Source organism: Vulcanisaeta distributa JCM 11216, from assembly GCF_001315985.1.
GTDB classification, from domain to species: Archaea; Thermoproteota; Thermoprotei; order Thermoproteales; family Thermocladiaceae; genus Vulcanisaeta; species Vulcanisaeta distributa_E.
In genome coordinates this window covers 16,998-43,324 of record NZ_BBBI01000014.1, presented here as the reverse complement: position 1 = coordinate 43,324, position 26,327 = coordinate 16,998, and the positions used below count along the sequence as shown (strand labels likewise).

Annotated in this window: 33 protein-coding genes and 7 pseudogenes; 17 read left to right on the top strand and 23 right to left on the bottom strand. The window is 46.5% G+C overall.

All coding sequences use genetic code 11. The annotated features are described in order from the left end of the window. Positions 1-21: 21 nt before the first annotated feature. From JCM11216_RS10795 to JCM11216_RS19140, 3 genes and pseudogenes are all read right to left on the bottom strand, one after another. Positions 22-1,113 (bottom strand): pyridoxal-phosphate dependent enzyme, encoded by a 1,092-nt coding sequence (locus JCM11216_RS10795; RefSeq protein ID WP_054854206.1) that lies wholly within the window; start codon positions 1,111-1,113, stop codon positions 22-24. 103 nt (positions 1,114-1,216) lie between these two features. After that, positions 1,217-1,708 (bottom strand): hypothetical protein, encoded by a 492-nt coding sequence (locus JCM11216_RS19145; protein WP_243676085.1) that lies wholly within the window; start codon positions 1,706-1,708, stop codon positions 1,217-1,219. Between the two features lie 87 nt (positions 1,709-1,795). After that, positions 1,796-2,672: pseudogene (locus tag JCM11216_RS19140) on the bottom strand (glutamate--tRNA ligase family protein); the annotation flags it as partial. 377 nt (positions 2,673-3,049) lie between these two features. On the opposite strand from JCM11216_RS19140, the gene hutI reads away from it, so the two are divergent. From hutI to JCM11216_RS10780, 3 genes are read left to right on the top strand one after another with little or no spacing between them, the layout of a single operon-like run. Continuing rightward, the gene (hutI, locus tag JCM11216_RS10785; protein WP_243676078.1) at positions 3,050-4,096 is read left to right on the top strand and encodes an imidazolonepropionase; all 1,047 of its coding nucleotides are present in this window, start codon (positions 3,050-3,052) and stop codon (positions 4,094-4,096) included. After that, the gene (locus JCM11216_RS19135; protein ID WP_243676077.1) at positions 4,096-4,314 is read left to right on the top strand and encodes an amidohydrolase family protein; all 219 of its coding nucleotides are present in this window, start codon (positions 4,096-4,098) and stop codon (positions 4,312-4,314) included. Before hutI ends, JCM11216_RS19135 begins: the two co-directional genes overlap by 1 nt. Before the next feature lie 43 nt (positions 4,315-4,357). After that, on the top strand, positions 4,358-4,792 hold the full coding sequence (locus JCM11216_RS10780; protein WP_054854205.1) for a hypothetical protein: 435 nt from the start codon (positions 4,358-4,360) through the stop codon (positions 4,790-4,792). Positions 4,793-4,794: 2 nt separating this feature from the next. On the opposite strand, the gene JCM11216_RS10775 is transcribed toward JCM11216_RS10780, so the two are convergent. The 6 genes and pseudogenes from JCM11216_RS10775 to JCM11216_RS10760 all read right to left on the bottom strand — a co-directional run bounded on the left by JCM11216_RS10775 (position 4,795) and on the right by JCM11216_RS10760 (position 8,703). Then, positions 4,795-5,739: a glycosyl hydrolase family 4 gene (locus tag JCM11216_RS10775; RefSeq protein WP_243676076.1), complete on the bottom strand. Its 945-nt coding sequence runs from the start codon at positions 5,737-5,739 to the stop codon at positions 4,795-4,797. Positions 5,740-5,800: 61 nt separating this feature from the next. Then, positions 5,801-6,371: pseudogene (locus tag JCM11216_RS19130) on the bottom strand (NAD-dependent epimerase/dehydratase family protein). 439 nt (positions 6,372-6,810) lie between these two features. Further along, the gene (locus JCM11216_RS19125; protein WP_243676075.1) at positions 6,811-7,344 is read right to left on the bottom strand and encodes a DUF354 domain-containing protein; all 534 of its coding nucleotides are present in this window, start codon (positions 7,342-7,344) and stop codon (positions 6,811-6,813) included. Further along, on the bottom strand, positions 7,277-7,756 hold the full coding sequence (locus JCM11216_RS19120) for a DUF354 domain-containing protein (RefSeq protein WP_243676074.1): 480 nt from the start codon (positions 7,754-7,756) through the stop codon (positions 7,277-7,279). The genes JCM11216_RS19125 and JCM11216_RS19120 overlap by 68 nt, the downstream gene beginning before the upstream one ends. 56 nt (positions 7,757-7,812) lie before the next feature. After that, positions 7,813-7,980 (bottom strand): hypothetical protein, encoded by a 168-nt coding sequence (locus JCM11216_RS19115; RefSeq protein ID WP_243676073.1) that lies wholly within the window; start codon positions 7,978-7,980, stop codon positions 7,813-7,815. A gap of 111 nt (positions 7,981-8,091) precedes the next feature. Next, the gene (locus JCM11216_RS10760) at positions 8,092-8,703 is read right to left on the bottom strand and encodes a hypothetical protein (protein WP_054854203.1); all 612 of its coding nucleotides are present in this window, start codon (positions 8,701-8,703) and stop codon (positions 8,092-8,094) included. 53 nt (positions 8,704-8,756) lie between these two features. Here JCM11216_RS10760 and JCM11216_RS10755 point away from each other — a divergent pair, with 53 nt between their 5' ends. Both JCM11216_RS10755 and JCM11216_RS19110 read left to right on the top strand, forming a co-directional pair. Beyond that, positions 8,757-9,452 carry a hypothetical protein gene (locus JCM11216_RS10755; protein ID WP_243676072.1) on the top strand — a complete coding sequence of 232 codons (696 nt, stop codon included), beginning with the start codon at positions 8,757-8,759 and terminating at the stop codon, positions 9,450-9,452. Then, a complete protein-coding gene (locus JCM11216_RS19110) occupies positions 9,433-9,726 on the top strand; it encodes a hypothetical protein (protein WP_243676071.1) in 294 nt (97 codons plus the stop codon). The genes JCM11216_RS10755 and JCM11216_RS19110 overlap by 20 nt, the downstream gene beginning before the upstream one ends. A gap of 1 nt (position 9,727) precedes the next feature. Here JCM11216_RS19110 and JCM11216_RS10750 read toward each other — a convergent pair whose 3' ends face one another. Both JCM11216_RS10750 and JCM11216_RS10745 read right to left on the bottom strand, forming a co-directional pair. Next, positions 9,728-9,919, bottom strand: coding sequence for a 50S ribosomal protein L37e (locus JCM11216_RS10750; protein ID WP_054854202.1), 192 nt, complete (start codon positions 9,917-9,919; stop codon positions 9,728-9,730). A gap of 69 nt (positions 9,920-9,988) precedes the next feature. Next, the gene (locus tag JCM11216_RS10745) at positions 9,989-10,489 is read right to left on the bottom strand and encodes a class I SAM-dependent methyltransferase (protein ID WP_243676070.1); all 501 of its coding nucleotides are present in this window, start codon (positions 10,487-10,489) and stop codon (positions 9,989-9,991) included. 900 nt (positions 10,490-11,389) lie between these two features. Between JCM11216_RS10745 and JCM11216_RS10740 the strand changes: the two genes are divergently transcribed. Beyond that, positions 11,390-11,983: a hypothetical protein gene (locus JCM11216_RS10740; protein ID WP_243676069.1), complete on the top strand. Its 594-nt coding sequence runs from the start codon at positions 11,390-11,392 to the stop codon at positions 11,981-11,983. Between the two features lie 75 nt (positions 11,984-12,058). Further along, entirely contained in the window at positions 12,059-12,658 is a 600-nt protein-coding gene (locus JCM11216_RS10735) for an amino acid-binding protein (RefSeq protein WP_054854200.1), read from the top strand. Positions 12,659-12,661: 3 nt separating this feature from the next. On the opposite strand, the pseudogene JCM11216_RS10730 reads toward JCM11216_RS10735, so the two are convergent. From JCM11216_RS10730 to JCM11216_RS19105, 7 genes and pseudogenes are all read right to left on the bottom strand, one after another. Further along, positions 12,662-14,418: pseudogene (locus tag JCM11216_RS10730) on the bottom strand (long-chain-fatty-acid--CoA ligase). Between the two features lie 159 nt (positions 14,419-14,577). Next, on the bottom strand, positions 14,578-14,865 hold the full coding sequence (locus JCM11216_RS10725; RefSeq protein WP_243676068.1) for a hypothetical protein: 288 nt from the start codon (positions 14,863-14,865) through the stop codon (positions 14,578-14,580). Next, positions 14,838-15,038 (bottom strand): hypothetical protein, encoded by a 201-nt coding sequence (locus JCM11216_RS10720; RefSeq protein ID WP_243676067.1) that lies wholly within the window; start codon positions 15,036-15,038, stop codon positions 14,838-14,840. The genes JCM11216_RS10725 and JCM11216_RS10720 overlap by 28 nt, the downstream gene beginning before the upstream one ends. Further along, positions 15,035-15,436 (bottom strand): FAD-dependent oxidoreductase, encoded by a 402-nt coding sequence (locus tag JCM11216_RS10715; RefSeq protein WP_054854197.1) that lies wholly within the window; start codon positions 15,434-15,436, stop codon positions 15,035-15,037. The genes JCM11216_RS10720 and JCM11216_RS10715 overlap by 4 nt, the downstream gene beginning before the upstream one ends. 40 nt (positions 15,437-15,476) lie before the next feature. Then, complete coding sequence (locus tag JCM11216_RS10710) at positions 15,477-16,007, bottom strand: FAD-dependent oxidoreductase (RefSeq protein ID WP_054854196.1); 531 nt, start codon at positions 16,005-16,007, stop codon at positions 15,477-15,479. Further along, positions 15,997-16,491: a C-GCAxxG-C-C family (seleno)protein gene (locus JCM11216_RS10705; protein ID WP_243676084.1), complete on the bottom strand. Its 495-nt coding sequence runs from the start codon at positions 16,489-16,491 to the stop codon at positions 15,997-15,999. The genes JCM11216_RS10710 and JCM11216_RS10705 overlap by 11 nt, the downstream gene beginning before the upstream one ends. Beyond that, positions 16,481-17,288: pseudogene (locus tag JCM11216_RS19105) on the bottom strand (DUF169 domain-containing protein). Before JCM11216_RS19105 ends, JCM11216_RS10705 begins: the two are co-directional and overlap by 11 nt. A 164-nt stretch (positions 17,289-17,452) precedes the next feature. On the opposite strand from JCM11216_RS19105, the gene JCM11216_RS10690 reads away from it, so the two are divergent. Next, a complete protein-coding gene (locus JCM11216_RS10690) occupies positions 17,453-17,761 on the top strand; it encodes a 50S ribosomal protein L14e (RefSeq protein ID WP_054854192.1) in 309 nt (102 codons plus the stop codon). A gap of 83 nt (positions 17,762-17,844) precedes the next feature. Here the strand turns inward: JCM11216_RS10690 and JCM11216_RS19100 are convergent, their stop codons facing one another. From JCM11216_RS19100 to JCM11216_RS19090, 3 genes and pseudogenes are all read right to left on the bottom strand, one after another. Next, positions 17,845-17,982, bottom strand: a complete 138-nt coding sequence (locus tag JCM11216_RS19100) for a hypothetical protein (protein ID WP_243676066.1) — start codon at positions 17,980-17,982, stop codon at positions 17,845-17,847. Further along, a pseudogene (locus JCM11216_RS19095) lies at positions 17,964-18,507 on the bottom strand (mandelate racemase/muconate lactonizing enzyme family protein). Before JCM11216_RS19095 ends, JCM11216_RS19100 begins: the two are co-directional and overlap by 19 nt. A 72-nt stretch (positions 18,508-18,579) precedes the next feature. Further along, positions 18,580-18,933, bottom strand: coding sequence for a hypothetical protein (locus JCM11216_RS19090; RefSeq protein WP_243676065.1), 354 nt, complete (start codon positions 18,931-18,933; stop codon positions 18,580-18,582). 182 nt (positions 18,934-19,115) lie between these two features. Between JCM11216_RS19090 and JCM11216_RS19085 the strand changes: the two genes are divergently transcribed. From JCM11216_RS19085 to JCM11216_RS10660, 6 genes and pseudogenes are all read left to right on the top strand, one after another. After that, positions 19,116-19,412 (top strand): hypothetical protein, encoded by a 297-nt coding sequence (locus JCM11216_RS19085; protein WP_243676064.1) that lies wholly within the window; start codon positions 19,116-19,118, stop codon positions 19,410-19,412. Further along, positions 19,400-19,855, top strand: coding sequence for a hypothetical protein (locus JCM11216_RS19080; protein ID WP_243676063.1), 456 nt, complete (start codon positions 19,400-19,402; stop codon positions 19,853-19,855). Before JCM11216_RS19085 ends, JCM11216_RS19080 begins: the two co-directional genes overlap by 13 nt. Positions 19,856-20,012: 157 nt before the next feature. Beyond that, positions 20,013-20,417 (top strand): 30S ribosomal protein S11, encoded by a 405-nt coding sequence (locus tag JCM11216_RS10675; RefSeq protein WP_243676083.1) that lies wholly within the window; start codon positions 20,013-20,015, stop codon positions 20,415-20,417. Between the two features lie 57 nt (positions 20,418-20,474). Next, entirely contained in the window at positions 20,475-21,092 is a 618-nt protein-coding gene (locus JCM11216_RS10670) for a GNAT family N-acetyltransferase (RefSeq protein WP_054854190.1), read from the top strand. 206 nt (positions 21,093-21,298) lie between these two features. After that, positions 21,299-22,255, top strand: a pseudogene (gene radA / locus JCM11216_RS10665) (DNA repair and recombination protein RadA). Positions 22,256-22,313: 58 nt separating this feature from the next. Beyond that, on the top strand, positions 22,314-22,670 hold the full coding sequence (locus tag JCM11216_RS10660) for an aspartyl protease family protein (protein WP_054854189.1): 357 nt from the start codon (positions 22,314-22,316) through the stop codon (positions 22,668-22,670). Between the two features lie 248 nt (positions 22,671-22,918). Here JCM11216_RS10660 and JCM11216_RS19075 read toward each other — a convergent pair whose 3' ends face one another. Then, positions 22,919-23,692 carry a radical SAM protein gene (locus JCM11216_RS19075; RefSeq protein ID WP_243676062.1) on the bottom strand — a complete coding sequence of 258 codons (774 nt, stop codon included), beginning with the start codon at positions 23,690-23,692 and terminating at the stop codon, positions 22,919-22,921. After that, positions 23,673-24,005: a hypothetical protein gene (locus tag JCM11216_RS19070; protein WP_243676061.1), complete on the bottom strand. Its 333-nt coding sequence runs from the start codon at positions 24,003-24,005 to the stop codon at positions 23,673-23,675. The genes JCM11216_RS19075 and JCM11216_RS19070 overlap by 20 nt, the downstream gene beginning before the upstream one ends. Positions 24,006-24,228: 223 nt before the next feature. Here JCM11216_RS19070 and JCM11216_RS10650 point away from each other — a divergent pair, with 223 nt between their 5' ends. The 3 genes and pseudogenes from JCM11216_RS10650 (at position 24,229) to JCM11216_RS10640 (ending at position 26,297) form a co-directional block, all read left to right on the top strand. Beyond that, entirely contained in the window at positions 24,229-24,495 is a 267-nt protein-coding gene (locus JCM11216_RS10650) for a hypothetical protein (RefSeq protein WP_054854188.1), read from the top strand. A gap of 642 nt (positions 24,496-25,137) precedes the next feature. Beyond that, positions 25,138-25,598, top strand: a pseudogene (gene ribH, locus JCM11216_RS10645) (6,7-dimethyl-8-ribityllumazine synthase). Positions 25,599-25,745: 147 nt separating this feature from the next. Beyond that, positions 25,746-26,297: an inosine/xanthosine triphosphatase gene (locus tag JCM11216_RS10640; protein WP_054854187.1), complete on the top strand. Its 552-nt coding sequence runs from the start codon at positions 25,746-25,748 to the stop codon at positions 26,295-26,297. Positions 26,298-26,327: the final 30 nt, after the last annotated feature.

The following is a 26,327-nucleotide window of genomic DNA, read 5'->3' as shown; positions in this document are numbered from 1 at the left end:
TTCTCTTGTTAAATATATTTGCTATATTTTGCTCATTATATCTATATACTTTAACCCACTACCCGTTAGAATTATTACAACATCCTCATCCTTACTTAAATAGTTACTGTTTAATAACTTTATGTAACCTGAAAGGGCTATTGCACTGCTCGGCTCAACAATAATCCCCCTCCTTAACAATGACTTCCATGATTGTAGAAGTTCATCATCAGTCACCACTAACACATCGCCTTTACTATCCCTTATTGCGCTAACCATCTGCTCAAGTCTTGGTGGATTAGACACCCTAAGTGCGTCTGCGAGTTTTGTTGGTTCTCCTGAATTCCCACCATGCATCCTCTCATAAAGACTAGCAAAGCCCTGGGCTTGAATGGCGTAAAGTCGTGGGATCTTATTAACGATATTGAGACTAACCAGCTCATTGAAGCCAACCCATAAGCCAAGAAGTAATGTACCTGCCGATGCGGGAAAAACTATGGCACTAGGTATGTGCCCAAGCTGATCAAGTAATTCATATGCCAAGATCTTTGTACCCTGTATAAACCAAGGATTCCATGCATGCCCGATATAAGCCTCGCTAGGTCCCACTGACTCAACAGCCATCTTACTGGCCTCGGCCCTGGAAGGAGCCTCAATTAATTCAGCCCCCCCTAATGACTTTATGAGGCTCTTCTTACCCTCGGGTGCATCCTTGGGCACATATATCCTAGCCTTAATGCCGGCAGCGGCCGCATAGGCCGCTATGGATATCCCAGCATTGCCGCTTGAATCCTCAACCACAGTCCTAACACCGAATTCCAACGCCTTTGACACAGCAACGGCAGAACCCCTATCTTTAAATGAGCCAGTTGGATTAAGGTACTCAAGCTTCAGGTAAGTATTGCTTCCCAGGAAGTCAGCCTTAATTAGAGGTGTGAAACCTTCACCTAGACTAGCCAGTGGCCTTGCGGGTATGACACTGGAGAATCTCCACAGGTCTCTACGCTCATTGAGAGTAAGCCTTAATCCATCAATAACAAGGTCAAGTGGGCCGCCGCATTTAGGGCATTTCCAGATCCATGATGATGCCTCAGTTATGTATCCACACCTTGAACACCTATATAATACCCTCATGAGGACCAGACCGTATTACTTAGCAAATTAATTAAAAACATTAAGCGCTGATACTTCAAGAGACCTCACGTAAAAATCCAATTTATTATGAACACCGATGATGCTAATCGTGGACGTAGACAAACCTATCACGCTCTATCTTCTTTACGAAGCCATACCTCATAAACTGCACGATCTCGCCACTGGTAACTTGCTCCACAGCTGGCTCAGCAAGCCCCCCCACATCGTTAACAAGCCTTAGATTCTCAGGCCTTACAACCCTTATTGGCAACCCATTGGGTGGTACCCATTGTATTATTGGTGCATTCACCCTCTTGGCGCTCTCAAGATCCTTACTATGTATTCGCGCTATTAGGGTGTTTTCATCCTTATTAAGTACTTCAATGTTCGCAAGTTCCATTAAGCGGATTACCGAGCCTATGCCCGCCTTTTCATAATCTAACTTACTTATAAATACCGTTATTTTACTATCAATTGACTTAAGAGTTATTTCCCTAAACCCGCGATCAGGGAATGATGGGTGCATTGGTAGTCTAGCCGTTAATTCCTCATTGACGCCCTCAATAATTACCTTGACGGGATCAATCACGGCCATGTACCTATTCGCCCTCGGCTCAATAATTTTCCTATTCTCAGCAAATAGGTTGGCCGAGGATATCGTCGCATCTGTGGGCTTAATACCGACCTGGAGTATTATATTCCAAATACCTCTGGCTGAATTCCCCCTGTTCCTAAGGCCTGCGAGGGTCGGTAATCTAATGTCATCCCACTTGATACCCAATGCCTTCAACTTCGTCTTGCTCAAGGTCATACCAACGATTTTAAGCCTACCGAAGTGTATAGCCTCGGGTTGCCCCCAACCCATGTGTGTGTAGACAAAGGATTGCTTGGTCGTGTTCACGGAATGTTCCTGGGCCCTTAGTATATGCGTTATGCCCATTAGGTGGTCGTCGATAGATACGGAGAAGTTATACGTAGGCCAAACAATGTACTTAGAACCAACTCGGGTGTGGGTACTTAGTGGTGTCTATGATCCTCATGGCAACCCAATCCCTAACGCTTGGGTCTGGGTGTTGTAGGTCTGTTTTTATTACCATGACGGCCTCACCCTCCTTATAACGCCCCCCCTCAAGCATCCTATCGAAGAGCTCAAGGTTAACGCTTGGGTCGGCATCCCTATTCCTACATGGTTTACCAGTTACCTTAGACCTCTTCCAATCATCAGGTGTACAATCACTATCCTTAGCAGCAACGTAGGCGCCACCCCCCCTTTCAAGGATCTTCTTAGCAATTTCGTAATAAATCCCCCCCATCCTATCCGACTGTACGTACTCCTCATCCCACTTAATACCGAGCCACCTCAAGTCCTCCTTAATCGCATCATAAGCCTCGGGAAGCGGCCTCTTAGTCCTCGGGTCGGTATCCTCAAACCTAAGTATGAACTTCACCCTCTTACCCAATCCCTCATACTTTAATTTATATGCGTAATTTATGATAGCCGGCCTAGCACTGCCCAGGTGAAGTACGAAGTCCGGGTTCGGCGCAAACCTTAAGGTCATCACTTCATACTTACTATCATTAGGCAGCGGTGGTAGGTCCTCAATCCCCCCCTTCCTATAGGACTCAACCTTCCTCTCCCCCCCAAGGGCTTCAGGCCACTTACTCATTAGTAGGTTTCTTTGTTCGTCAATGCTTAGGGAGTTCACGTAATCAATTACCTCCTTAACGACTTGAGCGACCTCCCTGGCCATGGACCTAAGTGATGGGTCCTCGGCAAATACCTTGGAAATTACCGCGTTCATACTCGCCTTTCCATTAAACTTTACGGCGTTAACCAATGCATGCTTTAGGGCAATATCCCTAATCCTATTCCTATCCACGGACACGCCATTAGTTAAAATGGAATCTTTTTAAACATACACTAAACAGCCGCATTATGGGCAAGGTCTCCCTACTCATAGGCCCAATCAAGCAACTGGTTACTGCTAAATCAATGCCCTGGAGGTACGGAGACCCAATATTAATTATCGAGGACGCGGGTATCGCTGTTGATGGCGATAAGATAATAGACGTTGGATCGTGGAGCTCCATCAGCAGGAAGTATGAGGGTAAGTGCAGAATCCTTGCTGAGGAATCCCTGGTAACGGCCGGACTCGTGGATCCACACACGCACCTCCTCTTTGCTGGTTCCAGGGAGGATGAGCTTGAGCTTAAGCTTGAGGGTGTCCCGTACGAGGAAATACTCAGGAGGGGGGGCGGCGGTATCTACAGGACTGTTAGCGCCACAGTTGGTGCAACGGATGAAGAGCTTAGGAGAATCTTACTTAGTAGGTTATTTGAGGTTGCGAAGTACGGCACAACCACGATAGAGGTCAAGAGTGGTTATGGAATTGACCCAAACCAGGAAATCAGGCTTCTCAGGATAATCAATGGTTCGGCGGCAAACGCGCCCGTCGATGTCGTACCGACATACCTAATTCATGTACCACCAAGGGACATGGATAGGAAGGAGTATGTTAACGCGATAATAGGTTCTCTTGATTATGCGAAGGACCTAGCGAGGTTCATAGACGTGTTCTGCGATGAGGGGGCTTTTACGGTGCAAGAAACCAGGGACATCCTTAGGGAAGCATCGAGGAGGGGGGGCTTTGGTTTAAGGCTTCACGCTGATGAAATAGCCTATATTGGGTGTAGCGACTTAGTTAAGGAGTTTAATATCACATCGCTTGATCACTTATTGAACCTACCCGAGCAGAACACTAAGTTAATTGCCGAGAGGGGGGGTTCAGTGGCGACTCTATTGCCTGTGACCGTACTCTCACTAATGAGTAGTAAGAGACCGCCGGTAAAGGCACTAAGGAGTGCGGGTGTGCCCATGGCGCTCGGTACCGACTTTAGCCCTAACTCCTGGTCCTTAAACATGCAGTACGTAATGGAACTAGCCACGTACCTACTCGGCATGACCCCCCCCTCGAAGTCTTGATGGCGGCCACGGTGAATGCGACGTATAGCTTGGGCCTTCGAGACAGGGGGGGTATTTTACAACCTGGTTATTTGGCGGACATAGTTGTTTGGAACGTGCCCAACTACAGATGGTTGAGTTATGAGTTGAGTAGGAATAAGGTATCAATCATTATTAAGAGAGGCGCGATACTCGAGTCAACACTAATGGGTGCCGTGATTAGTAAAGAATGTGCTTGAAAGCTTTATTTATTGTGTATTTAGGACTTATTAATGATCATTAATGGAGGCTAGGCTTGACCCTGAGGAGGAGTACGTGGTAATGCCACTAAGTATTTTGGAGAGGATTTTGAGGTACGCAATGGTTGTTTGCCAGGAGCATTGCCCAGCCGGTAGGGACCCGGCAACGTGTCCATACTTAGTTAATCTAACGAGACAGGTTGGGTTGAGCCCACCGCCGTGTATTAACGATTATGGTGAATATAGGCCTGAGACGTTTAGGGTTATGATTAGGGATTTAGAGCATAAGTATGGCATGAGTATTGAGGATTTTGTGAACATGGTTAGGAGGAGGAAGCCGAGGAGTCTCGAGGAGCAGACGGACTTCATGGAGGCTACGTTCTACCTCGGCGTTCTTAAAGAATTAAGCAATATGAAGAGTATCTACATTGCTAAGGGCTCGGATATAAGCGTGAGAAAGGCCGTTGTGGTTAGGTGACGTTAAATAACAACCGCTAATAGTGAAAGCGATGCAATACTTGTAACTAGAAATAATAGTAATACGTCGCGTACGATCTCCCTCTCAGTCTTTGGCTTTTTCATGACGATTAACTTGACTAGCGTTGTCGGTGAGCCCGGAGTCCTGTTTGCATGTATCACTCCATCATTTACAATGACAGGTCTCTTCAGGGTTTCCCTGGGCCTGAAGCCCCTTGCTGTTATGACTATTAGAAAGCCATTTATTATGTATGGCAGCGCCGATATCACGCCCTGAGTCCCCGCATTATAAAGCACCATGAATGCACCCATCATTGCCCCCCCAAGTGCGTAACTACCGACGTTGCCGTTAAAGACCTTGGCAGGGTACCAATTAAATACGGCTAGTGGTAGTACCGTGAGTACGAGTATTAATGTAACTGGCAAGGCATAACTGAAACCAGCCATGTACGAGATGGCTCCACTGACGGTTAGTATCATTAGTGTTGATACAGGGACTATACCATTCATTACATCGAGCATATTGACGGCGTTGGCCATTACCGTGACCGCGAGCATTGAGAGAAACGCTACTACAAAGAAGTTATGCACGTGGCCAATGAGGAGTATGTATATGTAGCCGTGGACGACCACGGGTATTATCAATGCCGGAACCAGTGGCAGGAAAACCCTAACACTGACAGGCAGCCCCTTTAAATCATCGGCGAGTCCTATCAAACCCACGGTTAGAGTCACGAGACCAAGAGCAACCAATCTTGTGTCATTGATTAAGTATGCCATTATCGTAACCGCGCCCATGGCTATCAGTATTGCCACCCCACCAATCTTAGGTACCAATACCTTATATGGTTTATGGGCATCAGGTGCCAGTAACCTTGGGTTCCTTAACCTGGATATTAGGTATACAGTAATTAATGAGACTATGAAGGATATGATGGCAATTAACACGTAATTATCATTAATAATCATAGGTTTCGCCTGAACCAGTCAATGGTGGCTTTCAATCCACTCACCAGGTCATATTTAGGCTTGAAGCGAGGATCCTCATGGCTTTACTAATGTCTGGATAGCTCCTAAATGGTTCAGAGGTCCTTGGTTGTACATTAATCCTAGAACTCGAACCAACCAACTTAATTATTGCCTTAGCCAGGTCAAGTATTGACGTCTCAACACCAAGCCCAATATTGAAGGCTTGACCAACCGCCTCATCCTTCCTAAGGGCCAGTTCCACGGCTTCGCACAAGTCCTCAACGTATAGGAAGTCCGTGGTGTCAACACCACCATTATTAACCACCAAGTCCTCATTCTTCAACGCCTTGCTTATGAATATGCCGACAACACCGTTATCGTAGGGACCATAGGGCTTCCACAGTCTGAATACGGTCACGGGGGACGCCGTGCACCACTTGATAGGACATGGAGACGGCCTCGGCGGCGACCTTACTCCATCCATAACCCTCAAAGGGCCTTAATGGGTCATCCTCAGTAACGGGTAACTTAGTGGGTTTGCCATACACATTAGATGTGGAAAAGAGTAGAAACCTGGCATTTAAGGTTCTTGCAAGTTCTAGCGTGTTTATGGTACCGACAACATTTACATCAAGACCCCCTTAGTGCGCCCGCGTTAGTAAAGGTCCTCGGGTTTGGATAAGCAGCTAGGTGAATAACCGCGTCAAAGCCCTCCTTAGAAAGCCTGAGCACATCATCTCTTTTTGTTATGTCGATTACGTAATCCGTGGTTTCCGCCTTGGTAATATCGAGGCCTCTTGCATCGTGGCCTCTAGCTCATGCAATTAACTAGGTTTTTCCCTAGGAATCCTGAGGAACCAGTTATTAAGATTCTCATTGAATCACCGTCCATAAAATCGCTTTATAATAATTACCTACTGGCTCATTATTTTTCATTCACGAGTCTCTTGGTCTCGTTGATAATAAGCTCCGTCGGATCCTCCATCCTACTTATTATGGGATTTGTATCAACATAAGCCGTATCTGCCTTGAGTATTGAATTAAGAATGCCTAGCAATCCTCAGCAACGCACCTGTAGAGCGGTAATCCCTTACCCATTAAGTAATCATCTATGTAGTAATGCTGTGGGAAATAGCTAATGGCGGGTATGCCTAATAATGCCGCCTCATGCGCCATTGTGGAACCGCCCGTAATCACAAGCCTTGCATGCCACGCTAGGTCAAGGCCGTCGAGCATCGTGTTCCTTGGTACTATTAATTTACCAAGCTTAAGGAAGAGACCGAGTTCAGTCCTTATTAATTCTTCCTGGTGGGGGGGATACCTCGGGAACACAACTACGTAATAGCCGTTCTCAAGTATGTTCCTTGCCATCTTAATTAGTAGGCGTGACTTATCACCATAGTCATAGTAGGAAGCCCTGGACTCCTCAAACCTAATTACAACAAATTCCTTACTCTTAAGCCCCAGCCTATTAATGGAGTCACCACTTGGTTTAAACCTGTTAATCCACATGAGCTCAAAAACCCCCATCAAATGCCCTAACCTTATCAATCTCGGCGCTGGGTATGTAACGAGCCCACTCACTCATTGGTATTGCCGCCGGTGCTATTACCGTATTTGCCAACGGCAGTGTTAATTTATTAACGAAGTATGAGTGGGCAGTATCGGTCAGTGCTATTATTGGCTTACCAAGTCCGAAGGCCACCCTAACGGCGTCTGGCGATGTCAGTGAAATATGAACATCAAAATCCCTAACAACATCGAGTAACGCGAGTTGTCTCTCAATGCCCCTTAATAACTTCTCCCTGGTACTTTCACCATGATACCCGACGCACTCGTAGCGTAGGCCAAACGCATTTAAAACCTCCTCCACATAGTCGTACTTCCTACATGTTATTATGACGTCTATACCCCTTTTCCTACCCTCAATACTTAGTATTGCCGCCATCCTGGCCTGCTTAGCCGTTAATGCGTCAAACCACGCCTTAATAACCATGCCTAAAGGCACAATTAGCGGATTATTTTAATTTTAGTGCAGATTGCTTTGATAACTTATCCTTTAACATGCATGGTGATTGGCATTTTACTTAGTGGACTTAAACAAACGGGGGGGCATCTATAACCCCCCCATTGCCTGAGCACCTCATCAACACTCTTGAGCTGTTGATCACTATAGAAGGTGAAACCGCATGAATGGCACTTGATTATTATCGGCATCATAATTCACCATAGTAAATGTTTTATAAGAATTACCATCATTGTACACATTATATTAATGATATTCTACGAGAATTATATAGGTAATATGTATATAATATTCAGGTATTAAAACTAAGCTGGGCCACTATTCGGAGTATTCATGGCAAGACCTGTAAATGCGTAAACAAGCCCATCAAGTTCATCCAGTGTTAGGTAAGGATACCTGGACTTGAACACGTTCTTCTTCTCATATGCCAAATCTTCGTTAATGATCCTAACTCTAACATTTACGTCATTCAGGGACTCCATGAGATCCCTAACAAGTGTTGAAACACCAGGACTAATGCCAATAACTAAGTTAATACTTGATCTCTTGGCTAACCTCCTTATCATTCTAACGAGCCTTGCGAAACTAAGCGTTACGTGGACTACCGGCACATCGTTTGCAAGAATTATAATACCACACCTGGAATTACCAATATCAATACCAATATTCAACTCATTAATTTTTAATCCGCTGACCACGGTCTCAATCAATCCATCAATATTAGAATCACCCAGCACCAATACCTTGGGACAACGAACCAAGTCGGCCATGTACCTCTCCACAATGACTAGGTCAAGCCCTAGGCAATCCTCCTCATTACTCACGTACTTTAACGTGACATGTTCAGGAAAGACCAATTTCCTCAATAAATTCCAGGTGGATGACTTGCCCACAAAGCCGAGTTTAATGCCATCCACTAGGCTAGTGCTAAACTAAAGATGTTATAAATCTTACATGCAGGAATTAAGTGATGGAATTAGTACCAATAGCCGAGGAGAGCCTTGGGGGGGTCAGGTCAATGGCGATGTTTGTAAAGACTAAGGACCTTTCAATACTTCTAGACCCAGGAATTAGCCTATCACCAAACAGGTACGGACTACCACCGCACCCTCGTGAACTAGAGAGGGTTAGGGCGTTGAGAGGTATCCTGGAGAAGTACGCTGAGGAGTCGGAGTACGTGTTCATAAGCCACTACCACAGGGACCACTTTACCGTGCCTTATCCAAGCATTTACATGGGTACCACAAACGATAGTTTCAGGAAAATATACAGCAATAAGGTGGTACTAATGAAGTCACCTAATGACGAGAATTGGAGCCAAAGAAAAAGGTACTATGGCTTGAGGAAGGCTATTGAGAATATCGCGAAGAACTTGGTATTTGCGGATGGTAAGGAATTTACCGTGGGTTCCACGAAGCTTATAGTGTCACAATCATTACCTCATGGCGAGGATAACGCAAAGACGGGTAGGGTCGTGGCTATAACAATCATTGAGGGCGATGAGTCATTAATGTTCATGCCCGATGTGGAGGGACCTGTCTCGCGATTGGCCGTTGATTACGTAATGATGATGAAACCACGGACACTAATAGTTGGTGGACCACCTCTGTACTTATCGAGGAGGGGGCTTTGGTGGGGGGGATTACGTGAGCAATGCCTTGAGTAGCCTCATGGCGATACTAAGGGCTGGGTTCCTCAATAGGTTAGTCATTGCTCACCACACGTTAAGGGACCTTAACTGGAGGAACACGTTTAGGCAGTTGTTTGAGGAGGCGGGTAGGTTGGGGGGGATATCCGTGATTACCTACGCGGGGGGGCTGCTAAACCGTGAGGATGAGTTACTAGAGGCGATGAGGAGGGAATTATACACGAGGGAGCCGCCGCCTAAGGATTATCTTGAGCGGTTTAGGAGGGTTAAGGATGAGGGCGGGGGGGATTGAGTTATCGAACCCTAACCTTATTGACCTTCTTGTTCTGCCATGAGTAACGCCTAATCCTCTTTGACCTACCCCCCCAACCGCAGGCCGCGCAGTAGCCCTTAACTGGGTTGTAAGCGTGCCTACCGCATCTAGGGCATCTAATGTGCGTCCAACCATTGTTCATTTTGCCAAAGCTCGGCGTACCCTTAACCATACTGAGGCCCTGTTAGTTTTAGTGGTTTTTAACTTTTGCCGCCACCAATACTCCCTGTCGCCATACTCATTACAAGTGCGGTTTCCATCCCTTGAACGCCACGTAGTCACCCCCCCTATCATACCCATCAATTGGGTACTCAACGGATTCGTTTGAGTACCTTGGGTGTCTGGTCAGTGTTTGGGCGACCTTGACTATCACGAAGCCTGCGCCCTCGAGGAGCCTCCTAATCTCATCAACCGTGTGCCACCTTGCCTGCCTAACATAATCAATTGGGTATGGGTTTGGCGGCCTAACCCTGGCTATGTATGGGTCATCCCATGAACCAAGCAACTCAGCCAACTTATAAAGCAGTCCGTAGGATCCCTCGGCAATTACGTCGGCAACCACGATGTGGCCACCCGGCTTAAGCACCCTATGGGCCTCCCTAACGGCCTTAACATCATCCTTAACGTAGTCGAGAACCCCATTAAGTATCACTGTGTCGAATGTGGAGTCCTCGAATGGAAGCTCCTCCGCATAGCCAATCCTAACGTTTAACCCCCCCCTAGCCCTAGCCACCTCAGCCATGGCCGGGCTGGCTCAACACAATCACTAATCACAACCCCCCCATACCTAGTCCTTAGAATGAACTCAAAGAGCCCAGAGCCACAACCAACACTCAAGGCCCTACCGGGGGCTCGGCTCAAGCATGTACTTAAGCAGTAAAACCTCAGACTCAAGCACGTAATTATTCCTCAAAAACCAGGAATCGTACTTGCTGGCCTCAAACACAATAAATCACTTATTATTAATTAATAACTTAGTTTTTAAATATTTCCCTACTCAAAGGTCCGTTGTTCTATTCATCAATGTGAATTTACCATCACCTAGGTTTATACTTATTCCAATTTCTCATGACTTTGCTTAAGGCCATGATGGCATCAATTCGCGTGATGCGTCATTAGGCATCATTGTGATCTCAACATGCATTGTTTCAGCAATGTCCTTGATTACGTTTTAGTATATTTAGTGTAATGACTTGTTAGACCACATGTAAATAAGAGGATAGGATAGACCATTATTTAATTTTGGTACTAAGATATGCCAATCGCTCTTTTCCACGCATTAATTAGTTCTTTAGGATTGGATCAGTCCTTAACTCGCCATTTTCATTGCTAACGCAGGTAAATACCAAGTCCTTCAGCGGATTTTTAACCCCATCTTACTAATTTAAACCTATACCCAATCGCCCTGGTCCTAGCCTCATCAAGCCGCAACTCAATCACAGTAGTCTCACCTCTTTTAATGGTGCCGTGTATACCATGAAGACCTCCTCTGTGCGTTCAACAAGGTCTTAAAATAAATACGTGAAGTGGGCGATATTAACTGGGTCTGTGTTGTCACAATAAACATGGTATTAGACTTAAATGGCATTTCTGCAATTAATTATGCACCTAATTTATTAAGTGTTAAATCATGCATGTCAATGTGGATTGTATACCTAAGGACATAATTAATGAGGTGATTAATAGGTTTAGGAGTGCATATGCTATATACGTATACGGCGGGTCACTTGACTGTAGTGGTGGTGATGTCGATATTGCGGTATTCATGGAAGAATTACCTAAGGAGATCCCCCCCAGGATAGGGGGGGATAACGTGGACTTGCAGGTTTTTAGGAGGCCACGCAACACCCTATTCTTCGTCTATGTAATTAAGACTGGCAGGTTAATCTATGGTAATCCAATAGACATTGATGTTGATTCAGCCATTAGAAATGAGTTGGGGGGGATGATCGATGAGAGGGAGTTCCTCTTCCTCAATAGTGATGATGAGGTTATGGTGTGTAAATCCCTTAAGGAATTAATGTTTCTCCTCGCCGCAATTAAGTGCGGTATCTACGAATCGAGTAATTGGTATAGGATGACCCGGTGCCTAAGTAATCTTGGCATAAATGCACCCGTCGAATTCAAGCACTGCCTAAGGCCGCCAAGTATTGAAGTGCTTAGGGGTGTTGGTGAGCCGGTGCTTAGTAAGGTAATGCAGGAACTTAGAATTATTAGGCAAAGTTACGGTATTTGATTGTTCATTTTTATTTTTCATAATTATGCCATCGAATTAGTAATGCCTTTAAGTCAATGCTTAGGTATTTATCTCATGGTTTGGTTACTGGTAAGTATTTCGAAGGATAGGCCAGGGCTACTTAATGACATTACCAGTATAATTAGGTCCCAAAATTTAAACATAAGGAATATCGTGGGTAATAATTACGCTATTCTCATTGAGATTGATGGTAAGGTAAATAATGAATTGGTAAATAATGTTAGTAATGTTGATGGGGTAAACACGGTAAGCGTAATAGACCTACCGTTCACAATACTTGGTCTTGTTCGGGAGAATTTTATGAAGGCTTTAGTTTTCTACGTCATGGAGAGGGAACCCGATTTAATTGAGCGCCTTGGTTATGAATATGGTAAGGAGTTAATGAGGTGCGTACTAAATTCGAGGAGTGACGTTAGGGTTGCTCTCTATACCTCATTGGAAATACTCACGGCACTTGGAGTCATAGCACTAGCCAGCGTGCAGTTCATGTCAAGTAAAATCGTGGTCTCCATATCAAGGGCCTTTGACGAGGATGTTGGAATGCCATTGACCAGGGGAATAATTAAGGGCTTATTTGAGGTCTCGGGAAGTACTAGATATTGTGTAAGAATCGAGAGGGATGGGTTTTATCGTGATATAGTGATTACGTGTTAGTCCTTACGTAACTGATGCAAGTTCATCCTTAAATCTATCCCTGAGTACCTTCTTATCTATCTTGCCGGTACTCGTCTTCGGCAACTCTGCCTCAACAATGACGATCTTGTCTGGTAGCCACCATTTTGGTATTTCTCCTTTTTCGACGTATTTCATTAGGTGGTTTTTGATTTCGTCTTCCGTGATTCTTTGGCCTGGCTTTGGAACCACAATGGCCACCGGCCTCTCACCCCCCCACTTCGGGTGCGGAACACCAACAACAGCAACCTCACCAACAGCAGGATAAGTACTAATGATGCTCTCTAACTTAACACTTGATATCCATTCTCCGCCGCTCTTAATCACGTCCTTAAGCCTATCAACGATTACCACATAACCATCTGGAAGCCAAACAGCCACGTCTCCTGTATGGAACCAGCCATTGCGCCACGCATTCCTAGTCTTCTCAGGATCATTCAAATACTCCTTAGCTACCCATGGAGCCCAAACCGCCAGCTCTCCCATTGTCTTACCATCCTCGGCACATCCCTATCCTGCTCATCAACAACACGTAACAGGACAAGGGGGGGTATTGGAAGGCCGGTCCTAAGCACTAATTGCTTTTTCTCGTCCTCAGAAAGATCCAAGTGTTCAGGTCTTAAGTAGGCCATTGTTAGTACTGGCGCCGTCTCTGTCATGCCATAGCCGGAGGCTATGATCATGCCCCTAGCCTTTGCCGCATTATAGAGGCCCTCGGGCATTGCCGAACCACCATTACCAAACCTTAAGCCCTTCAAGTCATACTTCTGCGAGTCAGGGTGAGTAAGTAGGATGTATAGTATCGTTGGTACACCACCTGTGTACGTGACCCCCCCTCCTCATGAATGAGCTTAAGTATGTGCCCCCCCAGTCATACCTACCTGGTAATACGTACTTCCTGGTGCCCGAAAGCATGACAACGTATGGCGTGCCCCCCCAACCATGCACATGGAAGAGCGGTATTAATGGCATGGAAACATCCTTAACACCAACATTATAGAGTGGGTAGCTTAGGGCTATCGTCACAGCCATGGCATGGAGCAGCAATTGCCTGTGCGTGAAGTAAACGCCCTTTGGCGGACCCGTAGTACCTGAGGTGAATAGCATTGTTGCCGGTGTTCTTTCGTCTATTTCTGGGAATTCCTCAGTGGTTCGTGCTTGAGGAGGTCCTCGTAGGGTATCATCCTAACTCCGTAGTCCTGGCTCGGCTCCTTACCCCCCCTATCACTCATGTAGATAATGAGCTTTATTGTCTTTATATTGTCGAGGATTGGCTTTATGAATAATTCGAAGTCGTCAATATTTATAATTAAAACATCTGGCTTCGCAGTATTCATTATGTACATTATTTCATGCGGCGCCAACCTAATGTTCACCGTAAATAACGTAGCGCCTATCGACGGCACTGCATAGAACAAATCAACGTACCTAAGCGTATCCCATTCCATAACCGCGACCTTAGAGCCAAATTCCCATGGCCTACCTGGTTGTAGACCTAGGTCCATTAGCGCCGCGGCCACCCTACGAGCCCTATCCGCGAACTGAGTGAAGGTGACTGATGTCCTGGAGCCACCAGGGGGCCAATAAACAATCTCATTATTTGGGAAGGAGTATGAGGCCCAGGTAAGTATCTTGTCGACCGTTAATGGATAATCTCTAAAACCACCTATTTCCCTTATTTCTTTCTGTTCCTGCTGCCTCTGTTCTTTTGCAGTACTTCTCCTAAGCCTTAATTTTTTCATGATTTCTTTCGCTCGTAAAAAACTTTTAAATACTAGTATTAAATAATATATATAATATATTAGATACAGCTATATTTTACTATAAATATTACTTCACGGTAATGATTCCTTACGGAATTAGGGCAGTATAACTTCTCATTATTTCATCGATCTATCCCTTTACCTCTTGGGTAAGTATACATTACTCCCTGAGGCTAGTTCCATAGCGTCTATAAGAAGCTCCGTGAAAACAGGGTGTGAGAATACGAGTTCCTTTACTTCATCAAGTGTTAATCCCTTCTTAATAGCTATTACGGCTGTGTTAACGATTTCGGATGCCCATGGGCCAATCATGTGAAAACCAACAACCCTCTTACTACCTCTCTCAACTACAATCTTTGTCCAGCCATAGGGCTTATTATATGCAATAGCCCTATAGTTTATGGTATTCGGCATCTTAGTAACCATGTACTTGGGATCATCCTGCTCGCCGCAATACCGACAGAGGCCACCTCAGGGTCTGAGAAAACAACCATGGGCACCAGGTTATAATCAATCCTTGAGTTTATGCCTGCCACGTTCTCGGCAGCCACAATACCCTGAACCTTAGCTACGCTGGCTAGCATATACTTACCAGTCACATCACCAGCTGCGTAAATGCTTGGTACGTTGGTTCTGGAGTGATCATCGACAATGATGGCGCCATTCCTAACCTCAACACCGACACCCTCAAGATTAAGTCCCTCGGTATTCGGCACCCTCCCAACAGCAACCAGGACCTGTCAACCTTAACCGCCTCACCACTTGATAAACGAACAAGCCTACTATCGGGGGGGTCTACCTCCGTTACGGATGTACCTACTCTAACGTCGACCCCATACATCTCCCTCATGACCCTATTGGCGAGATAATTACCTAGCTCAGGGTCTGTAAATGTTGGTAGTAATCTATCCATGATCTCGACAATAATGACCTTAGAACCAAGCTTATGCAATAGCGTCCCTAACTCAACACCTATTGCCCCACCACCTATGATCAATATACTATCAGGTATTGAATCAAGGGAGAAGAAATCATCACTAGTTATAACGAAGCCCCCCCCTCCTCAATCCCTCCTCCACACCCCCCCTTATTGGCGGCACCTTAGGCCTAGAGCCGGTCGCTATTAACACGTTCTTGGCCTCAATCACAGAATCTCCAACCTTAACAGAGTTTGGCGATGCCAACCGAGCCTCACCAAACAGCATCTTAATACCCCAACTCGGAAATACCCTAAACGTATACCACGCAATTATCTGACTGATTAACTGATCCTTAGCCCTGAACATAGCCTTCACGTCTAACTTAGCATCGGTGATCAAGCCTTCATTAACTAAGTACTTACTTAGTTCATGGTAATGATCAGCTAAATATAACAACTTCTTTGTTGGCACACAACCAACATTTACACAAGTCCCGCCAGGCCTATCCCTATTCCTCTCTATGAGTAGGACCTTAAGTCCCAATTGTGCGGCACGCACGGCGGCGTCAGCACCCGCGGTTCCTGAGCCGATGACTACGAGGTCCCACCTTGTGCCCTCAGCCTCCCTGCCTGTGACCTCAACGCTCATTAGAACCACCCAATATTGACCTTAGGGTTATCTCCACGGACTTCCTAACAATAACCGTGCACTTCTTCCTCTGCTCAGGCGATACTAGGTCGAATTTTGGGTTTAGGTCCTTGCAATTTGGTGATCCGAACATATTCACGAATTGTTTGTAGATGTTCGTAACCTTATTATGAAGTTCTGCGTGGTATGCTATAAATGATTCACCTGCTTGTCTACCACCCCCCCTTTCCTCATCTATTTTCTTCTTCATGTAAATGCTCACGGCAGCTACGGAGGCCCACAGGGCACCACAGAGGTGCCCAGAACCGCTTAAACCACCGGCAAAGCCTATTGGTACCGCTAGTAACTCTGGCGATGCCTTAATGTTTAAGGCCTCAAGTAAGGCTACGAAGGGTGAATATGCACAGTTCTCAGTTTCAATAAGTAATTGAGTAGCCCTTTCCTTAGCATTTTTAATTAATTGCTCGAGTTTTTCATTCTCCATTAGTACCACCCCCCCTCTCCCTCTTCATTTTCTCATCAATCTCCTTAAGGAACCTATCATACAAATGCCCGATTACGGGTATGGAACCAAAGTCAACCCTGTAAAATATGCTCGGCATTGGTGGGTAAACAATGAAGTTAGTCCTGCTCTGTTCTTTAAGGGCATTGATAATATCACCAAGCATACCTGCTGGCGTAACAAAGAGCATTTCGTAATCCTCCACATGCCCAACGATCCTATCGCCATAGCCGGGCAGCGCAAGCCTGGGCTTGCCGGTAAGTAGGGTTTCAACGACGGCGGTGTCCGAGCCGGCCTTACCACTGGCACTCAGTGTAACCTTCTCGCCACTGATGTATACGTAGGCCGTGACCAACTTAACCATTTGACCTGGCGTCCCGTAAATCATCACAACCTGGGGGGGCTCATAAATAATGTTGTCCAAGGGCATCGTTAACAACGCCTTATACTTACCCGCAGGAAGCCTTGGCAAACTAGTATCAAGTGCCTTACCGGCCTCCTTAGTTCTCGTGTAAAGCCATAGCTAAGGCTGCCATCAAGGAAGTAGTCCGGGGGGGCTCGGCAAATCCAAATATTATTATTTCGCCAGGGCATGCCATATCCTCGAGAGTGGCTGCCATGCCCATGCCATAATATCTAGCGGCGGCCACCATTTGACAAAAGGTTAGTTTCCTATGGAAATGCTTACTAGGGCGTAATGCACTAATGCCTAGTTGATCCAGGTCCCTATCTATTAGTGCCACGCCAATGGGCTTAGTCCTTAATCTAAGTATATCCATTAAATCGCTTGAATAACGTTTATACTTCTCTAGGGCTTCTTGAACAACCATAATTGTTAAAAGTTAAATTTATTTATAAGGAGTATTAGTATATATTTTATATATTATTAAGAGCAAGGGAATAGGTATGAAATGCTTATAAAGCCTTACACTACCCGTGCTTGATGCCTAGGGTCTTCGACATTGGTAGGGTTTGCGTGAAGGTTGCTGGTAGGGAGGCTGGTAGGAAGTGCGTCATTGTGGATATTAAGGATGAGAACTTCGTAATAATAACGGGGCCCAAGTCCCTAACGGGCGTTAAGAGGAGGGTCGTTAATGTTAAACATATCGAACCAACGGAGTACAAGATAAACATTAAGAAGGGAGCCAGCGATGAGGAGGTTTTCAAGGCGCTTGAGGAGGCTAATTTGGTAGATTACATGAAGCAAGTCATAAAGCCTAAGCTTTCCATGATACCAACACAACAGCAATGATCAGCCGGTTCTATCTCTTCATCGATTCAATGCTCGGGGCTCTCTCATCACTTAGGTATTGAACATAACTGTCTTTTAATCCCTTAAAGGAATTCCTTAACCTCATTCGGATCTTTCGCGTGTTCAGCAGCCACCCTTTCGTTTAGTTCAACCCCCCCAATGCCAGGCCTTTTTGGTGGTGTTATGTAGCCCTCCTTTATGATCATGCCCTCCTTAACCATGTCAGGCCACCAGGCAAGTCGATGGCATGCCACTCAATGGCTATGAAGTCCCCTATGGTGGCTGCCACGTGGGCATTTGCCATGGTCCCTATCGGGCTTGAGATGTTGTGTATCGCCACCGGCACGTAGTACTCCTCGGCTAGGTAGGCTATCTTCTTCATCTCGAGTAAACCACCGAGCCTCTGCACATCAGGGTGTATAATGTCCGTAGCCCCCCTCCTCAATCAACTCCCTAAACTGCGAAAGCCTATACAACTTCTCGCCAGTGGCTATGGGCACAGGCGACTTAAGCCTGACCTCCCTCATCGCATCGATGTTCTCAGGCGGTACCGGATCCTCAAACCAGAAAACATCGTATTTCGCCAATTCCCTGGCTATGGCTAGAGCCGTGGGCACGCTAAATGCCCAGTGCCCATCAATCATGATGTCCACATCGTACTTAACAGCATCCCTAACACCACCTATGAACGAGGTCACGAACTTAACAACCCTCATGCCGAAGGTCCTATCGAACTCGGTCTCCATCATGCCCTCCGGCACATCGACATCAAACTTAATGTACCTGAACCCCCATGTTCATGGCCTCCCTGGCCCTCTTCACGTAATTCTCAACGTTATAGCAACCTCAGTACTGGCCAACTCAACCCACCTCCTACCGCCAGTCTCAGTAATGCCAGCGCCGGCATGCAGGTCCGCGTAAACAGCGACCCTATCCCTAACCCTACCGCCAAGTAATTCATAAACAGGAAGACCCGTTAATTTACCCTTCAAATCCCAAAGCGCTGTCTCCAATCCACTAATTGCATTATTAACCACGCCCCATTCGGAATTCGGTATGTGCTTCCTAATGAGCCTAAGCAGGTACTCAACATTAACCTCCTTACCCCTGATCAACTCCTCAGCCCTCCTCAAAACCTCCTTAATGCCCGGGCCCCTATGGCACTCCCCCATAACCAACAAGCCCATTACTAAGCTCAACCTTCACAATGGGCCACTCGAAATTCCCCATAACAGTCAAGACCCTAACAGACCTAATGGTTGGTTCACTCATGGCGGTTCCTATATTAATGAAAATTTAATAAGTATTTCAGGTAATAATGTATTAATGGGTTTAATCCAATAACTAAATTAATATGGCCAGCGTAAACGTAATAGGTCTTGTGGATAACACGTACTTAAAGCCCTACGGTTCAACCAAGGATATCGACGTCCTAATCGAGGATACGGCCAGATACGGTGCATACGCAATAGCAATTAACCCGGTATTCCTTAGGTACGCCAGGGAGTACATGGCACGTAAGGGGGGGTATACCTTCAGGGTAGTTGCAGTGGTTGATTTTCCATTTGGTGCCGGCACCACGGAGCTAGGGTGGACGCCATTAAACGCTATTCACGGTACACGGATGAACTTGATATCGTGGCCCCAATAGGCCTTGTTAAGTCCGGGCTTTGGGATGAGGTTGAGCATGACATAAACACGGTGGTCGAGACCGCCCATAGAGAAGGTAAGGTCATCAAGGTCATCGTTGAGGACGCCTACACAACGAGGGAGGAGAAGCTCGAGTTGTATAGGATTGTGATGCAGTCCGGCGCTGACTTCATTAAGACAAGCACCGGGTTTGAGGAGAGGGATTACGCGGAGAAGCTCGGTAATAAGACCGGCGCTCAAGTCGAGAATGTAAGATTAATGGCCGAGCTGTCTAGAAAGTATAATCCAAGGATTGGTATTAAGGTCGCGGGTGGCGTCAGGACTTATCAACAGGTTCTTGAATTAATGAGGGCGGCAGAGAGGGAGCCTGACCCCCCCACGAGGTTTAGGGTTGGCACGAGTCACCTAACGAGCATTGTAGAGAACATGAGGAGTAATCATTAGTCAATGGCGAGAAAATTTATAAAATGAGTGAAAATGCCAATCACCGAATGTCACAGGAAAACACAGAGAAGTCGGTTGAGGAGGTTCAGGGGGGGAGACGCAGCCGACGCAATCAGCACCGCAATCGACACAGTTACCTGAGATAAAGCCGACGCAGATCAGTGGTGCTAGGAAGCTTAGGTGGGGGGGCGTTGCCTACGTCTACTCCAGTTATAATAATACGATAATAATAATCACCGATTTAACAGGTGCGGAGACCGTTGCTAGGGTTAGCGGTGGGCAGGTGGTTAAGGCTGATAGGGATAAGCCAAGCCCGTATGCGGCAATGATGGCCGCCTACAAGGCCGCCCAAATAGCATTAAGTAGGGGGGGCATAAACGCGGTACACATAAAGGTTAAGGCGCCGGGTGGATATGGCCCGAAGACGCCGGGTCCCGGTGCCGCGGCAGCCATTAGGGCCTTGGCCAGGGCTGGCTTGATAATTGGTCGTATTGAGGATGTGACGCCAATACCGACAGACACCATTAGGCCGCCTGGAGGTAGGCGTGGTAGGAGGGTATAACCGCAGCGATTCAGTTCTAAATTGATTAATCCTACATCATTAGTTAAGGTGTTTATAATGAATTGTAATGATCCAATTACAGTACTTATCGGTGGTAGGGAATTAATGAATTCCGCCGAGTTAATTTTGAGGGAATTCTTTGGTTCGGCCTATAGGTATGCGAGGGCGGTTGTTGATTATGGCGTGGGCTCAGTGGCGTTGGCAGTAATTAATGGCTCCAGCGTGGGTGCCACTGTTTATTATAGCATCAACGTTGGTTCCGTTAGACTATGCGTTATTTACTACATAGCCGTAGTTGAAGGATGCAGAAACCAGGGTATTGGTAAGGTATTGATGAGTACGATAGAGGAGGTTTGCGCAGTTGATTCTGATGTTTATATAGTGACGACATGGCTTGGTAATGAACTTGCCAATAGACTCTACAGATCATTAGGCTATGTGGGCTATACGTGGGATGAGTTAAGGAGACTCATTGGTAGGCGGGCTGTTGATAGGTTATTGAAGGCGACGTGTGGTTACGATGATGACATAGCCTATGTGAAGCCCGTCGTTAGTGACAGCGACGTATTGGGTATATTAAAGCGTGTTGTTGAGGGTAATGGCAATGAAGTTAATAGGCTTTGGCGTGAGACCTGCCTAGGCGTTTGGCTTAGGATTAGGGCTGGTCTTCGATGAATTTCATCATTCATCACTGCTTAGTTTTTTAAGTAATAACCATTTATTTTCAAGTGAGGAGTATGCCAAAGGGGAAAAAGAAGGTGCAGGAGCAGGAAGTTGAGGAGGAAAGGGAGGAGGAACCAGATGAGGAGGTTGAGGACACAGAGGAGGAAAGCAGTGAGAAGGGTGCTGTTGTTACGGCAGCTGTCAGCGGCGGTTATCCGGTGATTGATGTTGAGGAGATTGAGGGTGTTGGCAGGGTCACGGCTCAGAAGCTTAGGGAGCTGGTTATAACACGGCTAGGGACGTTGCTTCGCAAGTGTTAAGGAGCTCGCGAGATACTTGGTAGTGAGGATAGGGCTAAGCAGATCATCGCCGCTGCCCAGAAGCTCATTGGATTGACGCCGTTCATAACGGCCTACGAACTTTACGAGAAGAGGAGGGGCATTAAGAGAATTAGCACCGGTGTTAGGGCACTCGATGAGTTACTTGGTGGTGGTATTGAGACCAAGGCAATTACAGAGCTCGTTGGTGAGTTTGGAAGTGGCAAGACCCAGCTCTGTCATCAATTGAGTATTATGGTTCAATTGCCCGAGGATAAGGGCGGCTTAAATGCTAAGGCGTTGTATGTCGATACCGAGAACACCTTCAGGCCTGAGAGGATAATGCAGATGGCTAAGTACAGGGGTTTAGATCCACAGGAGGCTCTCAAGAATATTCTCTATGCCAGGGCTTACAATAGTGATCACCAAATGATGATTATTGAGGAGAGTAAGAAGATCATTGAGAAGGATAACATCGGTCTGATAGTCATTGACTCGTTAGTGGCCCACTTCAGGAGTGAGTATCCGGGCAGGGAGAACCTAGCCGAGAGACAACAGAAGCTTAATCACCACATTGCCCAGTTACTTAGGATTGCGGATATATACAACGTGGCCGTCGTCGTCACAAACCAAGTGGTTGCGCAGCCAGACGTATTCTTCGGGAACCCGCTTAAGCCCGCTGGCGGTAATGTGATTGCTCACGGAGCCACATATAGGGTTTGGCTGAGGAAGGGTAAGGAGAATGTCAGGATCGCCAAGATCTTCGACTCGCCGTATCACCCTGAGAGGGAGGTTACGTTTAGGATCACTGAGGAGGCGTCGTTGATTAAAATCAATCACCACCAAACACCGACTTAGGCGCGCATGTTACGCTTCATGATTAAAACTATTTAATTAAGGTAATTATGAATGCCTAATGGGTTTTGTTAAGGTTAGGGCTGGCATATTCAACCCACTAGCGCCAGAGAGGACTGTGGAGGTTGATGGTATTGTAGATACTGGTGCGATTTATACCGTCATACGTAGGGACATACTTGAGGGACTTGGAATAAAACCGAGTAGGAGAAGAAGGTTTAAGGCATTTGGTGGTTATGTGGAGCGTGATGTTGGTGATGCAGGCTTAATACTCATGGGTGAAAGGAGGGTTGTACCTGTGATATTTGGCGAGACCGAGGATACGATGGTGATTGGCGTAACCGCGCTCGAGATTTTTGGGCTTGAGGTGGATCCGGTCAGGGGAACGCTTAAGGAGGCTGAATTACTCCTGCTTTAACTCCCTAGTCCACGACTAAACATCATTAGAGGTTGTCGAGCCTCTCAATCAGTGAATCCTCATCACCCAGGTACCTAATGTCAATCCTCTTCTCAAAACTAATCAACTCAAAGTTAAGGCCCAAATCCCTCGCGTACCTATAAACCTCCATCAACTCCTCCCTACTCGGCCTCCTAGCAACTCCCTAAACTCCGGGTTAAACCTAGGCGAGTTTGGGTCGGTCTCGTTCTCCGGCCTGTACTGATCCATTATGTTGACCAAGACCCCCCCAGCATGTTATCAGCGATCCACTTAAGCAATGGCTTTGAATCATCCTCAACATGCCCGGGCATTACCAAGTGCCTAATTATCATGTCCTCACCCCCCCAATCATAGGCGAGCTTATGATTCCTAGAAACTATTTCAAAATATCTAGGAACCCTTGATATTCTAAATGCACACTTATTATTATAATATTTAAAATCCGGAAGATGTATATCGACAATAACTCTTAATAATTTCATGACATCCACGGTCATGTAGAAGTTGCTGTTCCATAGCATGGGCACGTTAAGCTCATTTCCGTAGAACGCCCAATCCCTGGAGAAGTTGTAGGGTATGAAGTCTGCCTTAACCGAGAGTACGGCATTGTACTCCTCGTCACTCAGCTCATCGAGGACCTTAATGCCATCCCTGGCAATAAGCCTTATCGCCTCGGCAATATTGTGCAGGTGTGGCGTTGGTTCACCACCGACCCAGTTAATGTTGTGAACACCCTCAAGCCTAAGAATAACCGCTGCCGAAGCTATCTGCCTAGGATTCATTACAACACCATTAAACCTGTCCCTACTTATATCAGCATTTTGGCAGAAGGCGCAGCGGAAGTTGCAGGATGTGAAGAATATAGTCCCAGAACCCATCACACCACGGAGCGGCAACTCCTCACCAAGGTGGTGGAAGTATGTGGATACCCTACTCGTGGAGTCGAGCATGCATACACCAAGCCTATTACCACCCGTCCTATCAACTACAACGCCACTCACAGAATTCGCAGTGCCTAATCATCCTTCTAGTGATTTCGGCGACCAGGTCTAGCAGTGATGGTGATGCCTTGGGCATGTCCCTAATATCCACCTCATTGTTCCTGACCCTGCGCCATAGCTCGAGGAAGTCCTTTAGGGCCCTCTCGAACTCCCTCCACAGCTCGCCTTCGCCTAACTCGGTTATTTTCTCGTTAACGGGTATTCGCGCGGCTATTAAGTACTTGGCTGGTTTCCTGTTAATGGCTACTTCATAGTACCAGGGCAGTTTATCCCTAATGTACTTCCAAATCCATAACCTTGAGAAATTAAGCACTAGAGCTAATGTGTCATTGAGACTTTAAAAACGCTTATAACGTGGCAAGGTTTATAACTACATACCTATGTAGTAACTACATAGGTATGTAGTTTCTCGATAGGCCAGCTGAAGACCCAAGTGAGTTGTGTGATAGGGAAGTTAAGATTAGACAATTGAGATTTTCGGCACTGAATAGGGCAGTAACGGGTGGTTGGCTTTAGGCGTGTTGGTAAAACATCGCTTGTTAAGGCCACCACAAAGAATATGGAGGGTATACATTGATGCGAGGAGGTTTGAGGACATGAGCTACATGGCAATTAGGAATCTCCTAAGTGAGTTTACGAAATACCATTTTTATCAGAGGGAATGTAGGCCAATAAGTGATAGTGAGGTTACGAAGCTCCTCAGGAGGCTTGTGGATAATGGATTTGTGATGAAGGTTAATAATCAATACGTGATTGCTGATCCAATACTTAGGAGGATTAGTGATAGGGTTAGGTGTCGCTGACCTCCTCGCCATGCCTTGGGTAGGTGGTCCGCCCAGGGCATGGGTCATTGGTTCCCCCCCGCATCTGTTCGGGTTTACATCCGTCATCTGCGGGGCAGTCGCGGGGGGCCAGAGCTCCGCCCACCTGGGCCTTGCCCAGCGTGTTTCTCCCGCTCACTTCCAAGCCTTTAAACGCAGTAGGGGGGGTTTAAAAATGCAGAAAGCCCGTGCGCACCTCTGAGCCGTTATTGGATTTATGGAGGGCTCTAGGCATGGCTTCAGTGCTGTGTTGGCTCCGTATCACACCTAGAATATAGTTCTCCAGCGCCTAGGCTCTGGGCAATAGTATTCTATTCATAATCGAATATATGCACAAATCTTCTAATTACTTAATAACTAATCAGAATTTTATCCGCTTAAAATCACGATCGAGACCGCATTTTTAAGCAGTTGCTAAATTAATATCTCGTGAGCGTGGAAAACCCACTCAGGAGGGAACCTCAAACCCAGCCCGTTGGCCCTGGAATTTGCTGGGGGGGCGTTAAGGCTAAGGGCTCGAATAGGCTCAAATGCGGCGAGGAGGCCAGCGACACCTAACCCTATCACTAATCCTCCTAAGTGTCGGGATTAAGCTTTAATTTTAGCCTGCCCTAACCATGGCGTATGGCGGATAGGGTTAGACTCGCGATTGTGGTTGCGGAGTTCAACTACGACGTTACATACCTAATGCTTCAAAAGGCCCTTGAACACGCCAGATTCCTCGGTGCCGAGGTTACTTACGTGGCCAAGGTGCCGGGCACGTATGACATGCCGATAATCGTTGATGAACTGCTTAGGAGGGATGATGTTGATGCCGTGGCGGCTATAGGCGCGTGATTCAGGGTGAGACTAAGCATGATGAGGTTGTGGCTCATCAAACGGCTAGGAAGTTGATGGACCTATCCGTGGAGCACAGGAAGCCGGTTGGTATGGGGATAATCGGTCCTGGAGCCAATAGAATGCAGGCTCTGGAGAGGGCTGAGGAGTACGCGAGGAGGGCTGTGGAGGCCGCGGTTAAGTTGGCGAGGAGGCTCGAGTTATTGAGGGGTAGTAAGTACACGGGTACCACGGTATTCATAGAGTGAGGAATGATGTATTAAATTCACTGTGACTTTTGAAGATTTTTATGAGGTTCTAATTCAGCATTGGAGTCATTCTTCACCTGTCGGTAGGCGACTAAGCATCATCACGATTTAGAACCCTTATAACCCCTAGATTTATTTTTACTCGCCGTGATACTCGTAGCCCTTGGTTCAAGGAACCCAAACAAGGTTAGGGGGGGCACGGAGTTGGCATTCAGGCTCGCTGGCTTTAGGGCCAACGTGGTCCCCATAGAACCACCTGGCGGCTATCCCCCCCCGAACCCATTGGCCTTGATGAAATCATTAATGGGGGCAGTTAGGAGGGCTCAGTACGCGATTAATGCCGTGAGGAATGCCGAGTTTGGTGTTGGTATTGAGGCAGGGATAATCAGGGTTAAGGGGTTCGAGGAGGGCATTGACGTGACTATTGCGGCAGTAATTGATGGAAGCGGTAAGGTAACCCTTGGCCTTAGCCCCGGATTTATGGTTCCCAGGAAATTCATGAACGAAGTATTGCAGGGAGTCGAGTTAAATGATGTTGTTAGTAGGTATTATGGGGGGGAACCCAACATAGGCAGGAAGTACGGGCTTATTGGCGCATTAACCAGGAGGTTCATAGACAGGGTCATACTAAATACAGAGGCTGTTTATATGGCATTGATCCCCAGGCTGCCGTGGAATGCGGAATTATTTAAGGGTTGATGGTTGGGCAGGCAGAGTGGAGGTGAGATT

Bases quoted from the DNA above. Each gene is read 5' to 3' on its own strand.
- JCM11216_RS10795 (WP_054854206.1), bottom strand. From the start codon at position 1,113: ATGAGGGTATTATATAGGTGTTCAAGGTGTGGATACATAACTGAGGCA.
- JCM11216_RS19145 (WP_243676085.1), bottom strand. From the start codon at position 1,708: ATGGCCGTGATTGATCCCGTCAAGGTAATTATTGAGGGCGTCAATGAG.
- hutI (WP_243676078.1), top strand. From the start codon at position 3,050: ATGGGCAAGGTCTCCCTACTCATAGGCCCAATCAAGCAACTGGTTACT.
- JCM11216_RS19135 (WP_243676077.1), top strand. From the start codon at position 4,096: ATGGCGGCCACGGTGAATGCGACGTATAGCTTGGGCCTTCGAGACAGG.
- JCM11216_RS10780 (WP_054854205.1), top strand. From the start codon at position 4,358: ATGGAGGCTAGGCTTGACCCTGAGGAGGAGTACGTGGTAATGCCACTA.
- JCM11216_RS19120 (WP_243676074.1), bottom strand. From the start codon at position 7,756: ATGGTTATTAAGGCGTGGTTTGACGCATTAACGGCTAAGCAGGCCAGG.
- JCM11216_RS19115 (WP_243676073.1), bottom strand. From the start codon at position 7,980: ATGATGCCGATAATAATCAAGTGCCATTCATGCGGTTTCACCTTCTAT.
- JCM11216_RS10755 (WP_243676072.1), top strand. From the start codon at position 8,757: ATGGAATTAGTACCAATAGCCGAGGAGAGCCTTGGGGGGGTCAGGTCA.
- JCM11216_RS10750 (WP_054854202.1), bottom strand. From the start codon at position 9,919: ATGGTTAAGGGTACGCCGAGCTTTGGCAAAATGAACAATGGTTGGACG.
- JCM11216_RS10745 (WP_243676070.1), bottom strand. From the start codon at position 10,489: ATGGCTGAGGTGGCTAGGGCTAGGGGGGGGTTAAACGTTAGGATTGGC.
- JCM11216_RS10735 (WP_054854200.1), top strand. From the start codon at position 12,059: ATGGTTTGGTTACTGGTAAGTATTTCGAAGGATAGGCCAGGGCTACTT.
- JCM11216_RS10725 (WP_243676068.1), bottom strand. From the start codon at position 14,865: ATGGTTACTAAGATGCCGAATACCATAAACTATAGGGCTATTGCATAT.
- JCM11216_RS10710 (WP_054854196.1), bottom strand. From the start codon at position 16,007: ATGAGCGTTGAGGTCACAGGCAGGGAGGCTGAGGGCACAAGGTGGGAC.
- JCM11216_RS10705 (WP_243676084.1), bottom strand. From the start codon at position 16,491: ATGGAGAATGAAAAACTCGAGCAATTAATTAAAAATGCTAAGGAAAGG.
- JCM11216_RS10690 (WP_054854192.1), top strand. From the start codon at position 17,453: ATGCCTAGGGTCTTCGACATTGGTAGGGTTTGCGTGAAGGTTGCTGGT.
- JCM11216_RS19100 (WP_243676066.1), bottom strand. From the start codon at position 17,982: ATGGTTAAGGAGGGCATGATCATAAAGGAGGGCTACATAACACCACCA.
- JCM11216_RS19090 (WP_243676065.1), bottom strand. From the start codon at position 18,933: ATGGGGGAGTGCCATAGGGGCCCGGGCATTAAGGAGGTTTTGAGGAGG.
- JCM11216_RS19085 (WP_243676064.1), top strand. From the start codon at position 19,116: ATGGCCAGCGTAAACGTAATAGGTCTTGTGGATAACACGTACTTAAAG.
- JCM11216_RS10670 (WP_054854190.1), top strand. From the start codon at position 20,475: ATGAATTGTAATGATCCAATTACAGTACTTATCGGTGGTAGGGAATTA.
- JCM11216_RS10660 (WP_054854189.1), top strand. From the start codon at position 22,314: ATGGGTTTTGTTAAGGTTAGGGCTGGCATATTCAACCCACTAGCGCCA.